Raw genomic sequence first — 12,772 nt, forward strand, 5'->3', positions numbered from 1 at the left:
AGGGATATTTGCTCGGTAAAAAGGTAATATTTTCCACCGCACTTCTATTTGGCTAAAAATAAAATGCGGTGGAAATTTTGATAATTTTTTACGACGAATCCTATTTATTTCGGGCGAAAACATAGGTTCGCCCCTCATTTCATTTAATTGCGTAGTGATGTTATTTATTCAACCACGCCATATATTCGCTGACACCTTCAGCAACAGGTTTGAACGGTTTGTCATATCCTGTGGCACGCAGTTTACTGAGATCGGCTTGGGTGTATTCTTGGTAGCGGCTCTTCAAATGTTCTGGGAATGGAATGGTCTCAATTTGTCCTTTGCCGTGGAATTTTAATACTGCTTGTGCCACTGCCTCAAAACTTTCCGCATTGCCTGTTCCGCAGTTATAAATCCCTGAAATGCCGTGTTGCCAGCACCAAATATTTACCGCAGCTACATCGCCAACATAAACAAAATCACGCAAGAAATGTTCGCTGCCTGCAAATAATTTTGGATTTTCACCTTTCAAAATTTGGTTATTAAGGTGGAATGCCACGCTTGCCATACTCCCTTTGTGCTGTTCTCTTGGTCCATAGACATTGAAATATTTAAAACCACACACAGGTGAAGTTGCCTCTGGCAAGATTTTACGCACATATTCATCAAATAAGAATTTAGAATAACCATATACATTTAGCGGTTTTTCAAATTCACGCGCTTCGACAAAGGTTTTGCTGTCCCCATAAGTTGCCGCACTTGACGCATAGTAAAACGGAATTTGACGCTCTAAACAATAATGCAATAATTCTTTGGAATATTCATAATTATTTTCCATTACGAATTTGCCGTCCCATTCGGTTGTGGCTGAACAAGCACCTTGGTGGAAAATGACATCAATATCACCTAAATCATCACCCGCCATAATGGATGCGATGAAATCATCTTTATCACAATAATCGGCAATATCTAAATCCACTAAATTGACAAATTTTGTGCCATCTTTTAAATCGTCTACCACTAAAATATCCGTGCGCCCAATCTCATTTAACGCTTTTACGATATTACTGCCAATAAAGCCTGCGCCGCCAGTTACAATAATCATTTTTCAATCCTCATTTGATTTTACTATTGGCGTTTATTCTAAAGGATTTTGCTAATAAGGGCTAAAGAAATTTCGCGCTCACCCCCTCTTTTAGGTTATGATATAGCACAAATTCAGCCAAGATTAAGGATATATGATGCAACCACAAGATATTGCAAAATACATTGACCACACAGCCCTTGCTGCGGATAAAACGCCACAAGACATTCTTAATTTATGCCAACAAGCAATAGCACATCAATTTTGCTCCGTGTGTATTAACTCGGCGTATATTCCTCTCGCAAAACAGGCGCTTGCACAAAGTGCGGTGAGAATTTGTACCGTTGTTGGCTTTCCTTTAGGGGCAAGTTTAAGCCAAGTGAAAGCGTTTGAAGCGCAACAAGCAATTGCTCAGGGCGCAGATGAAATTGATATGGTCATTAATGTAGGGTGGGTAAAATCTCAACAATGGCAAGACGTGGAACAAGATATCGCAACGGTACTTTCTGCTTGCCAAGGAAAAACCTTAAAAGTGATTTTAGAAACCTGTCTCTTAACCAAAGAGGAAATCATCAAAGTCTGCGAAATCTGCAAAACACTCAAGGTGGCTTTTGTAAAAACCTCTACTGGTTTTAGCACAGGCGGGGCAACTGTTGAGGACGTTACTTTGATGAAGCACATTGTCGGTGATGAAATCGGTGTAAAAGCCTCGGGTGGCATTCGTGATACCGCCACGGCTATTGCAATGCTTAATGCGGGAGCAACCCGTTTAGGAGTAAGCGCGGGAGTAGCAATTGTAGAAGGGGTGTCCCAACAAAATCACGATTATTAATCGTGCGATGTTTTTGATGATTGTTTTGATTGCTTGGAGAAAAAAATGCCAGCTCGAACCTCACAAATTTTACAACTTGTTAATTCTATTGGACGAGTGAATGTCAATGAACTTGCCCAACAATTTAATGTTTCTGTTGAAACCATTCGGCGAGATCTCAGTGCATTAGATAAAAAAGGTTTACTGCATCGCACTCATGGCGGTGCAATGAGTAAGCAGTCCAAAGATATTGGTCGTTCATTTCAGGCCAGACAACGCCTGAATTCTGAGGCTAAAAGATATATTGCTCAACAAGCGATTGATTATGTCTTTGAGGGGGCGGTGATCGGTCTTGATGCAAGCTCCAGTAGTTGGCATTTTGCTCAACAAATGCCGGATATTCCCTGTACGGTAGTGACAAACTCAATGCATAATATTAATGCACTCGTTAATAAACCTAATATAAAAACGATTGCAACAGGCGGTGTTTATTCCGCAAAGTATGCCGCTTTTTATGGCCCGCTTTCTGAACAGCTTTTGCTACGTTTGCATATTGATTTATGTGTCTTCTCTTGTACTGGAGTAGATAGCAATGGGGCTATTTGGGAATCCAATGAACTCAATGCCTCCATCAAACGCAAATTACTTGATGCTTCTGGAAAGAAATTTTTATTGCTTGATAGTTCCAAATTTGAGCAAAAAAATTTAATTAAACTGGGCGAACTCACACAATTAGATATTCTGTTCAGTGAAAAAGCGCCAAATCTAGATCTGCAAAACTATTGCCAAGAACATCAAATTCACCTCTCTTTTTGACCGCACTTTATCTAAAACTGCCCGATTTAGATTGATAAATAAAAAACGGGCATTTTTATTACCGAAAATCGGGCGTTTTTTGTGATCTCTTTCGCAAAAATCATACAAACTGACTAAAAAACTATTCTCTTTTTCTGATTTATTGAACAATAACCTTGATGCAATACATTGCATAACGATATTGCTCCACCGTTCCATTCTTGCCGTATATACGATGAAAGCAATTCATTTTTAGATAAGTCGTATTTTTTCAATAGATCTTGCTGACTTTATTCAACATAACACTTATTGAAGATAAAGATCAGCCTAGTATGGAGGGAAAACACAATGACAGTATTAAAATCAGCCCCAATTAGAATCGGTATTCGCCCAACCATTGATGGTCGTCGTATGGGGGTAAGAGAATCCTTAGAACAACAAACAATGAATATGGCGAAGTCCGTTGCAACGCTTCTACAAACTCATATCCGCCATACTGATGGCTCCTTTGTTGAATGTGTGATCGCCGATACGTGCATCGGTGGCGTAGCAGAAGCTGCCGCGTGTGCAGAAAAATTTAAACTCGCGAATGTTGGTGCAGTAATTACTGTTACGCCTTGTTGGTGCTATGGTTCGGAAACCATTGATATGGATCCTCATATGCCAAAAGCGATTTGGGGCTTCAATGGTACGGAACGTCCCGGTGCAGTTTATCTTGCCGCCGCATTAGCAGGGCATTCACAAATGGGACTACCTGCGTTCTCTATTTACGGAACTGAAGTGCAAGAAGCGTCAGACACCAGTATCCCTGAAGATGTTAAAGAAAAATTGCTTCGTTTTGCTCGTGCTGCACTGACTGTTGCCACCATTAGAGGCAAATCATATCTTTCTATCGGTTCAGTTTCAATGGGGATTGCTGGCTCTATCGTAGATCAAAAATTCTTCCAAGAATATCTTGGTATGAGAAATGAATATGTTGATATGAGCGAAATTAAACGCCGTTTAGATCGTGAAATCTACGATAAAGAAGAAGTCAATTTAGCCTTACAGTGGGTAAAAGCATATTGTAAAGAAGGTGTGGATGTTAATCATCCAGATAACCAAGACACACCTGAGCAAAAAGCAAAACTTTGGGAAAACGTGGTGAAAATGGCCATTATTACCCGTGATTTAATGGCGGGTAATGAAAAATTAGCACAATTAAATTACGGCGAAGAAGCACTTGGTCATAATGCTATTGCGGCTGGATTCCAAGGGCAGCGCCACTGGACAGATCATATGCCGAATGGCGATTTTATGGAAGCAATCCTGAATTCAACCTATGACTGGAATGGGGTTCGCCCTCCTTATATTCTTGCCACTGAAAACGATTCCTTAAATGGCGTATGTATGCTGTTTGGTCATCAACTCACTGGACAAGCGCAAATTTTTGCCGATGTACGAACTTATTGGAGTCCCGATGCGGTAGAAAAAGCGACAGGTTTCCGTCCTGAAAGTGGCTTTATTCATCTCATTAATTCAGGTTCTGCAGCGTTAGATGGCACAGGTCAACATCGTGATGAAAAAGGAAATCCGGTTATTAAGCCAGCTTGGGAAGTAACAGAGGAAGATGGAAAACGCTGTGTGGAAAACACACGTTGGTGTCCTGCGGTATATGAATATTTCCGCGGGGGTGGCTATTCATCACAATATCTCACCAAAGGAGGAATGCCATTTACTATGCATCGCCTCAACATTATTCGTGGAATTGGACCCGTGTTACAAATTGCCGAAGGTTGGTCAATTGATTTACCAGAGGAAGTCCATGATACCTTGATGAAACGTACAAATGAAACCTGGCCTTGTACTTGGTTTGTTCCTCGCCTAACAGGAACAGGGGCATTTACTGATGTTTATTCGGTAATGGCAAATTGGGGCGCTAACCACTGTGTGGCAACTTACGGACACGTTGGTGCGGATCTCATCACCCTTGCTTCAATGCTTCGTATTCCTGTTTGTATGCATAATGTTGAGGAACAAGATATTTTCCGTCCAAGTGCATGGAATGGCTTTGGACAAGATAAAGAAGGTCAAGATTATCGTGCTTGTGCCAACTTTGGTCCACTCTATAAATAATTTTTCTCTTTAAATAAAAGTGCGGTCATTTTTAACCGCACTTTGGAGGATATATGTCAATAGCACTTATTTTTGATTGCGGAGCAACTAATTTACGCACTATTGCCATTTATCAAAATGGGCATATTCTTGCGTCTTCTCACCAAGAAAATCACACTCAACCCGATCCTCATTATCCTCATTTTTATATTTGGGATATTGACGAAATTTGGCAAAAATTATTAGGTTGTGCGGAAAATACCCTTGAGCAATTACGCCAAACGCATCATTTAAATGAGGTTGTGGGTATTGGTGTTACAACCTTTGGTGTTGATGGCGCCCCTTTCGATCATCAAGGAAAACAGCTCTACCCAATTATTTCTTGGCAATGTCCTAGAACAATCTCAATTATGGAAAACCTTGCGCAGTATCTCGATCCTGAAGCGCTTTATCAACGCAACGGAATAGGGCAGTACAGCTTTAACACCCTGTTTAAGTTATTGTGGCTGAAGGAAAATGAACCAGACATTTTGCAAAAAATGGATAAATTTGTCTTCATTTCTTCCATGATTAATCAACGCTTAACAGGCGTATTTAGCACCGATCGTACGATGGCTGGAACCTCAATGATGACGGATTTACAGAGTCAAACGTGGGATAGTGAGGTATTACATACATTAGGTTTAACCGAAAATCATTTTCCACCAATGGTAAATGCTGGTGAAAAAATAGGTAATTTATCCCCCGCACTTTGTCAGCAATTGGGTTTAAATGCGATTCCTGTTATCTCTTGTGGACATGATACACAATTTGCCGTTTTTGGCTCTGGAGCAGGACTTAATCAACCTGTTCTTAGCTCTGGGACGTGGGAAATTCTTATGGCGAGAACCGCAAAAGCTACCCCACATTTTAGCTTTGTACCACAAGGCTTAACGACAGAATTTGATGCTCAAGCCTCTTGCTTTAATCCCGCTGTGCAATGGCTTGGGTCTGGGGTGATGGAATGGGTAGGTAAAACGTTCTTTGCTGATGTAAAAGGGTCTAATCAATATTACCCAACAATGATCACTGAAGGTTCAGAAGTGCCAGTAGGATCACAAGGTATCCAAGTCTGTGGCAAGTTTAACCCAGCAGATAATGAGCAAGGTTTTGGGCAAATTGTTGGACTTTCAATGCACAGTTCTCGAGGTCAAATTTACCGCGCAGCGCTGGAGTATATGGCAATGCAACTAAAAGCGGGTCTAGATATTTTGCAACAAGTCAGCCAATTTAAAGCGGAGAGTTTGCTTTGTGTCGGTGGCGGTTCAAAAAATACCTTATGGAATCAAATTCGTGCAGATGTTTTAAATCTTCCCCTTGATGTTGTAGATGTTGCAGAAAGTACAGTATTAGGGGCGGCTATGTTCACCCTTACAGGCGTGGGGATTTATACCAATGTTGAGCAAGCCCAACAACATATGCAACCGAAAAAGCAACGAATTTATCCTTCAAATCAGACCGCACTTTATCAGCAATTAATGGAGGAAAGACAATGTTAAAAGGTATCCACCCAGCAATTTCACCAGAATTATTAAAAATATTAGCTGAAATGGGGCATGGTGATGAGATCGTCCTGTCTGATGCCCACTTTCCAGCACATCAACTGCATCATCGAGTCTTACGTGCCGATGGCATCCCAATGAGTACCTTATTGACGGCTATCACCCCGTTATTTGAATTTGATAGTTATGTTGACGCACCACTCATAATGATGCGAGCGGTTGAGGGTGATAATCTTGATCCTGAAGTGGAAAAACGTTATCTCAAGGCAATACAGCACGCACTTCAACAGCAAAGTGCGGTACAAAATTTACCTAAATTAGCACGCATTGATCGCTTTGCATTTTATGAAAGAGCAAAACAGGCTTATGCCATTGTGGTAACAGGCGAATGTGCTAAATATGGCAATATTATTTTGAAAAAAGGTGTTACGCCACTTTCAATGGTGTAAAGAAATAAGGAGTAAAGAAATAAGGAGTAAAGAATGAATCGACAACAACTTTCACGCAAGATTATTGATACCTGCCTTGAGATGACTCGTTTAGGGTTAAATCAAGGGACAGCTGGTAATATCAGCGTTCGTTATCAAGAGGGTATGCTCATTACCCCTACTGGAATGCCTTATGAGCAAATGACAGAAGAAGATATTGTTTTTGTTAGTCATCAAGGTCAGCACGAGGAAGGTAAACTGCCATCAAGTGAATGGCATTTTCATCTAGCGGTTTATCAAGCTCGCCCTGATGTCAATGCAGTTGTACATAATCACGCAACGCATTGTGCAGCGGTTTCTATTTTAGAAAAACCTATTCCGCCTATCCATTATATGATTGCCGTGAGTGGTACGGATCATATTCCTTGTGTGCCTTATGCCACCTTTGGCACAGCGAAATTGGCACAGTATGTGGCAGAGGGGATTAAACAAAGTAAAGCAATATTACTTGCTCATCATGGCTTAATTGCTGCTGAAACTAATTTAGATAAAGCATTATGGCTAGCAAATGAAGTGGAAGTTTTGGCCAAATGGTATATCCAATTATTGGCTACGCAATTACCGATTCCGCTCTTATCTGAACAAGAGATGAAAACGGTATTAGAGAAATTTAAATCTTATGGACTACGTATAGAAGAATAAGAGGTGTGGCTGGTGGCAATGAACAATGATGATCATTGCCCCTAAAACAAATGATTTATTAGGCTCATTTTCCTGACTGTTGTTCTAAATAGGACCTTGAGTTTAGCTCTCAAACAAGGAGAATATTATGAGTGCAAAAATTCTTGAAAAGCAATTTGTTGTCCCATTTGTCTTAATCACAACTTTATTTGCATTATGGGGCTTTGCTAACGATATTACTAACCCTATGGTGGCGGTTTTCCAAACAGTAATGGAAATTCCTGCTTCAGAAGCCGCCCTGGTACAGTTTGCGTTCTATGGTGGTTACGGCACAATGGCAATTCCAGCCGCATTATTTGTCAGTCGTTACAACTATAAATCTGGGGTATTATTAGGCTTAGCATTATATGCTGTCGGTGCATTTCTATTCTATCCGGCAGCACGCTATGAGCAATTTACCTTCTTCCTGTTCTCACTTTATATTTTAACCTTTGGGCTAGCATTCCTAGAAACCACAGCCAATCCTTATATTCTTTCAATGGGTGATCCTCAAACTGCAACACGCCGTTTAAATCTTGCCCAATCATTTAATCCGCTTGGTTCAATCACAGGAATGTTTGTTGCCTCACAAATTGTCTTAGTTAATTTAGAATCAGATAAACGTGATGCAGCAGGTAATCTTATTTTCAATACCTTATCTGCCGCAGAGAAAGCTGCTGTACGCACACACGATCTCGAAATTATTCGTAATCCGTACTTAGTCGTTGGGCTTGTGGTGGTGATTATTATGCTTGTCATTGGCTTATACAAAATGCCTGCAACAAAAATTGAGCAAGGTAATAAACTTTCTTTCCGTGAAGCGTTTAATCGTCTTATTGCTAAAGCAAAATATCGCGAAGGGGTCATTGCGCAAGTGTTCTATGTTGGCGTACAAATTATGTGCTGGACTTTCATTATTCAATATGCAGAACGTTTAGGTTTCACCAAAGCAGAAGCACAAAATTATAACATTATTGCGATGGCGATTTTCATTGTGAGCCGCTTTATTAGCACCAGTATTATGAAATATCTCAAAGCAGAATTAATGCTTTATTTATTCGCCTTAGGTGGTTTTTTCAGTATTCTTGGTGTTATTTTCATTGATGGTGTTGGTGGGTTATATTGCTTAATCTTAACTTCAGCCTTTATGTCTTTAATGTTCCCAACCATTTACGGCATTGCACTTTATGGATTGAAAGAAGAAGCTACTTTAGGGGCAGCTGGCTTAGTTATGGCTATCGTAGGTGGTGCATTAATGCCACCATTGCAAGGTATTATTATTGACCAAGGCGAAATTTTTGGAATGCCTGCAGTCAATGTGTCTTTCGTACTACCACTTATTTGCTTTGTTGCGATTGCGATATATGGCTATCGAGCTTGGAGAGTGTTGAAATAATATAAGCATAAAAAAAGCAAGATTACTCAATAATCTTGCTTTTTATCATCATAGGCTAGCATTATTCTTCACTCAAAAAGCCACCGCTTTGATGATGCCACAATTTGGCATAAAGCCCATTTTGGGCGAGTAATTCATTGTGCGTGCCTTGTTCCACAATTTGTCCTTTATCTAATACGATAAGACGATCCATTGCGGCAATGGTAGAAAGGCGGTGAGCAATTGCAATCACGGTTTTGCCTTCCATCATTTTGTCTAGGCTTTCTTGAATCGCTACTTCCACTTCCGAATCTAAGGCGCTGGTTGCTTCATCTAATAAAAGAATAGGTGCATCTTTTAACATCACACGAGCAATGGCAATCCGCTGGCGTTGTCCCCCAGAGAGCTTCACGCCACGCTCACCGACGTGTGCGTCATAGCCTGTTCGACCTTCTGCATCACTCAAAAATGGGATAAATTCAGAGGCTTCAGCACGTTGTGCCGCTGAAAACATTTCTTCATCACTCGCTGTTGGGCGACCATAAAGAATATTTTCTCGCACAGAACGGTGTAATAAAGAGGTGTCTTGGGTCACTAAACCAATTTGGCTGCGTAAACTTTCTTGGGTTACCTCGCATACATTTTGCCCGTCAATCGTGATTTCACCGTGATTTGCTTCATAAAAACGTAACAGTAAGTTCACAATAGTGGATTTTCCTGCCCCAGAACGCCCAATCAATCCGACTTTTTCCCCGGGTTTAATGGTGAGATTAAAATGGCTGAGTAATGGTTTTTGAGGATCGTAGGAAAAACTTACATCATTGAAATGAATTTCGCCTTTGCCCACTTTTAATGGCAATGCTTGCGGTTTATCTACAATAGTATGCGGTTTAGTGAGCGTATTCATACCATCATTGACGGTACCAATATTTTCAAACAAACGTGCGGATTCCCACATAATCCAACGGGAAATAAAATTCACACGCAATGCCATTGCAATGGCGGTGGCAATCGCACCAACTCCAACACTGCCTTGCTTCCACAGCACAATGCCAAGGATCGCCGTGCTGAGGGTTAAGGTAATATTGGTGGCGTAAGTGATGGTATCTAAGGAGGTAGCTAAACGCATTTGTGCGTGTACCGTTACCATAAATTCTTCCATAGAACGTTTGGCATAACTGGCTTCTCTAGCCCCATGTGAGAACAGTTTTACTGTGGCGATATTGGCATAAGAATCAGTAATCCGTCCTGTCATTAATGAACGGGCATCCGCTTGGCGCTCGGCAGTTTTAGCTAATTTGGGAATAATAATGCGTAAAATAGTAATAAACGCAACAACCCATAAGGCAAAAGGCAATAAGAACCACGCATCCAATGCAGCCAGCACAATACCTGAGGTGATGAAATACACAACAACATAAACCATAATATCGGCAATGGTCAGTACGGTATCGCGTACCGCTAGAGCTGTTTGCATCACTTTAGCTGAAACACGCCCGGCAAATTCATCTTGATAGAAACTCAGGCTTTGTCCAAGCATTAAACGGTGGAAATTCCAACGTAAACGCATTGGAAATACCCCTTGCAAGGTTTGTAAACGAACCGCTGATGCGCTGAACGACCAGAACACACTAAAGATCAACAAGCCTGCCATTGCTAAAAGCCAATGACCTTTTTCTTGCCACAAGGCTGCTGGCGTGTATTTCCCAAGCCAATCCACTACGATTCCCATAAACTGGAACAACACCGCTTCCATCACCCCCGTTCCAACGGTAAGCAACGCAAGCAACAAAATCCAGCCACGCATTCCTTCCATATTCGACCAAATAAAGCGAATTAAGCCTTTTTCGGGCGTTTTTGGCGATTGCTCTGGATAGGCATTTAGACGGCTTTCAAACCATTCAAAAATTTTATTAAACATCGTTTTTCCTAAAAATAAAAAGACAGGTTCGCAAGATAAAACAAAAGGATAAGTGCGGTGAAAAATTGAGAGATTTTCCACCGCACTTTATTTTTGCCATTCGCGAACGCAAAAATCGGCGTATTATAGCGAATGCTTGGCTATTTTTTAACAGTTTTATTTCACAAAACCAATCTGTCGCATTTTCTCTAACACCTCTGCCACAGAAATTTGTGTCATTAACTGCTTGCCTTTCAGTTTGGTTGCCCAAGGTAACTGATGGGAAGGTTTGCCGAATTCTTGCTGAGCATTTTGTTCATACACGGAAACCACTTCTGATAAATTATAATAAGGCCCTGTTCGCAAGGGATTATGATAAGCATACAAGCCAATAACTGGCGTACCCTGTGCAGTCGCAATATGAGCGGGGCCACTATCAGGTGCGATCAACAAATCAACCATTCCAATCAGTGCGGCCAATTCCACTAATGAGGTTTTTCCGCTCGCATTTACTGGTTGAAAATTACACAATGCGATGATTTTTTCAATCATTGCTTGCTCTCTAAATGCTGTTGATCCACATAAAATCACATTGATATTTTGACTGTGCGCAATATTGGCAATTTCAGCATAGCGTTCGGCCAACCAATCTTTTTCCAATTTACTTGAACAAGGCGAAATGAGTAGATTTTTTCTTGTTGGATCAATAAATTGTCGAACCGCAGAGCGTTCTTTTTCCCCAATCCCTAAATCCCATTTCGGATCGCCCACAGGCAAGCCCAAATAATCCACAAAGGCCCAAAATCCTGCTAGAACGTGCGGATTATTCGGCTCATTGATTTTACGATTGGTAAATAGCCATTGCCCTTCTCGCGCACGATTTTGACTAAATCCAACTTTATAAGTGGCTTTAATACCTAAGGAGATCATTGAAGCACGCAATGCGGTTTGCATATTCAATAGCACATCAAAATGTTCATTACGCAATATTTTCCATAACGCCCAAATGCCTTTCCAGCCAGTTTTTTTGTCATAAGGAATAAAGCGGATACCTTTCACATTTTGCAATAACTGCATTTCTGTTTTACCAACAATCCAAGTAATTTGGGTATTTTCCCAATAACGTTGAATTTGTTGCACTGCCGACAAGGCATTGCATACATCACCAATGGCGGAAAGGCGTAAAATACAAATGGATTTTGGAGGCGTGGAAAAAAGTGCCATAGATTTACCTTCGTTTTTCTGTTTAATATAGCATTCTTTTTTATTTTCAGTAGAATGTTTTCATTCATCTATTCTATAAGAAATCAACCCAATATGCTTGAACTGCAACAGCAAAACCAATATTTTATTTTTAATCTGGAAACGCAACCTGCGGATCCAAGCCTCTATTTTGAACCGCAATTTTGGCAGCAACAACAGCGTATTCTTGGTTCGGCCAAAGGACGGGGTATCACTTGGTTCGTAAAAAGCGCCGATCTGTTTGGTGTGAATGGGGCTTTGCGTCATTATTATCGCGGTGGTTTATTGGGCAGACTAAATAAAGATCGCTATTGGTTCAGCGATCTTAAGCACACACGTAGTTTCGCTGAATTTCATCTGTTAAATAAATTACATCAAGAGGGGTTACCCGTGCCAAAACCGATTGGCGCAAGAATTATCAAAGGCAAAACAGGCATTTGCTATCAAGCGGATTTGCTCAGTGAAAAAATCGAAAATGCACAAGATCTCACCGCACTGTTACAACACCACAGTTTACCTGCTGAAAGTTGGCAACAAATCGGGCAATTAATCCGCCAATTACACGACCGACAAATTTGCCACACCGACCTCAACGCCCATAATATTCTAGTACAACATTTCGCCACGCCAGAACAAAAATATTGGCTATTAGATTTCGACAAATGCACAGAAAAATCGGGGAATAGTTGGAAAGCCAAAAATCTCGCCAGATTACACCGCTCTTTTAATAAAGAGGGAAATAAACTGACCATCCAATTTACCCAACAGAATTGGGAAAGTATCTTGGTGGGATATGAATGATA

Annotated in this window: 11 protein-coding genes; 8 read left to right on the top strand and 3 right to left on the bottom strand. The window is 40.8% G+C overall.

Annotated features, from left to right (window positions below; genetic code table 11):
* Positions 1-160 precede the first annotated feature (160 nt).
* Positions 161-1,084: an ADP-glyceromanno-heptose 6-epimerase gene (gene rfaD / locus L5B83_RS11060; protein WP_250351194.1), complete on the bottom strand. Its 924-nt coding sequence runs from the start codon at positions 1,082-1,084 to the stop codon at positions 161-163.
* Positions 1,085-1,220: 136 nt separating this feature from the next.
* On the opposite strand from rfaD, the gene deoC reads away from it, so the two are divergent.
* The 7 genes from deoC (at position 1,221) to fucP (ending at position 8,848) form a co-directional block, all read left to right on the top strand.
* Positions 1,221-1,895 carry a deoxyribose-phosphate aldolase gene (deoC, locus tag L5B83_RS11065; protein WP_265778700.1) on the top strand — a complete coding sequence of 225 codons (675 nt, stop codon included), beginning with the start codon at positions 1,221-1,223 and terminating at the stop codon, positions 1,893-1,895.
* A gap of 45 nt (positions 1,896-1,940) precedes the next feature.
* The gene (locus L5B83_RS11070) at positions 1,941-2,690 is read left to right on the top strand and encodes a DeoR/GlpR family DNA-binding transcription regulator (protein ID WP_265778559.1); all 750 of its coding nucleotides are present in this window, start codon (positions 1,941-1,943) and stop codon (positions 2,688-2,690) included.
* A gap of 327 nt (positions 2,691-3,017) precedes the next feature.
* Positions 3,018-4,784, top strand: coding sequence for an L-fucose isomerase (fucI, locus tag L5B83_RS11075; protein ID WP_265778560.1), 1,767 nt, complete (start codon positions 3,018-3,020; stop codon positions 4,782-4,784).
* A 53-nt stretch (positions 4,785-4,837) separates the two neighbouring features.
* Positions 4,838-6,301, top strand: a complete 1,464-nt coding sequence (gene fucK / locus L5B83_RS11080) for an L-fuculokinase (protein WP_265778561.1) — start codon at positions 4,838-4,840, stop codon at positions 6,299-6,301.
* Positions 6,295-6,753, top strand: coding sequence for an L-fucose mutarotase (gene fucU / locus L5B83_RS11085; protein ID WP_265778562.1), 459 nt, complete (start codon positions 6,295-6,297; stop codon positions 6,751-6,753). The genes fucK and fucU overlap by 7 nt, the downstream gene beginning before the upstream one ends.
* Before the next feature lie 33 nt (positions 6,754-6,786).
* Positions 6,787-7,434 carry an L-fuculose-phosphate aldolase gene (fucA, locus tag L5B83_RS11090; protein WP_265778563.1) on the top strand — a complete coding sequence of 216 codons (648 nt, stop codon included), beginning with the start codon at positions 6,787-6,789 and terminating at the stop codon, positions 7,432-7,434.
* 127 nt (positions 7,435-7,561) lie between these two features.
* On the top strand, positions 7,562-8,848 hold the full coding sequence (fucP, locus tag L5B83_RS11095; RefSeq protein WP_265778564.1) for an L-fucose:H+ symporter permease: 1,287 nt from the start codon (positions 7,562-7,564) through the stop codon (positions 8,846-8,848).
* A 61-nt stretch (positions 8,849-8,909) separates the two neighbouring features.
* Here the strand turns inward: fucP and L5B83_RS11100 are convergent, their stop codons facing one another.
* Both L5B83_RS11100 and L5B83_RS11105 read right to left on the bottom strand, forming a co-directional pair.
* The gene (locus L5B83_RS11100) at positions 8,910-10,748 is read right to left on the bottom strand and encodes an ABC transporter ATP-binding protein (RefSeq protein WP_265778565.1); all 1,839 of its coding nucleotides are present in this window, start codon (positions 10,746-10,748) and stop codon (positions 8,910-8,912) included.
* 156 nt (positions 10,749-10,904) lie between these two features.
* Complete coding sequence (locus tag L5B83_RS11105) at positions 10,905-11,951, bottom strand: glycosyltransferase family 9 protein (RefSeq protein WP_265778567.1); 1,047 nt, start codon at positions 11,949-11,951, stop codon at positions 10,905-10,907.
* Positions 11,952-12,044: 93 nt separating this feature from the next.
* Here L5B83_RS11105 and L5B83_RS11110 point away from each other — a divergent pair, with 93 nt between their 5' ends.
* Positions 12,045-12,770, top strand: coding sequence for a 3-deoxy-D-manno-octulosonic acid kinase (locus L5B83_RS11110; RefSeq protein ID WP_265778568.1), 726 nt, complete (start codon positions 12,045-12,047; stop codon positions 12,768-12,770).
* The last annotated feature ends 2 nt before the right edge of the window (positions 12,771-12,772 follow it).

The organism is Avibacterium sp. 21-599 (assembly GCF_026226765.1).
Taxonomy (GTDB): domain Bacteria; phylum Pseudomonadota; class Gammaproteobacteria; order Enterobacterales; family Pasteurellaceae; genus Avibacterium.

Coding starts and splice junctions, on each gene's coding strand:
- rfaD (WP_250351194.1), bottom strand. CDS start 1,084: ATGATTATTGTAACTGGCGGCGCAGGCTTTATTGGCAGTAATATCGTA.
- deoC (WP_265778700.1), top strand. CDS start 1,221: ATGCAACCACAAGATATTGCAAAATACATTGACCACACAGCCCTTGCT.
- L5B83_RS11070 (WP_265778559.1), top strand. CDS start 1,941: ATGCCAGCTCGAACCTCACAAATTTTACAACTTGTTAATTCTATTGGA.
- fucI (WP_265778560.1), top strand. CDS start 3,018: ATGACAGTATTAAAATCAGCCCCAATTAGAATCGGTATTCGCCCAACC.
- fucK (WP_265778561.1), top strand. CDS start 4,838: ATGTCAATAGCACTTATTTTTGATTGCGGAGCAACTAATTTACGCACT.
- fucU (WP_265778562.1), top strand. CDS start 6,295: ATGTTAAAAGGTATCCACCCAGCAATTTCACCAGAATTATTAAAAATA.
- fucA (WP_265778563.1), top strand. CDS start 6,787: ATGAATCGACAACAACTTTCACGCAAGATTATTGATACCTGCCTTGAG.
- fucP (WP_265778564.1), top strand. CDS start 7,562: ATGAGTGCAAAAATTCTTGAAAAGCAATTTGTTGTCCCATTTGTCTTA.
- L5B83_RS11100 (WP_265778565.1), bottom strand. CDS start 10,748: ATGTTTAATAAAATTTTTGAATGGTTTGAAAGCCGTCTAAATGCCTAT.
- L5B83_RS11105 (WP_265778567.1), bottom strand. CDS start 11,951: ATGGCACTTTTTTCCACGCCTCCAAAATCCATTTGTATTTTACGCCTT.
- L5B83_RS11110 (WP_265778568.1), top strand. CDS start 12,045: ATGCTTGAACTGCAACAGCAAAACCAATATTTTATTTTTAATCTGGAA.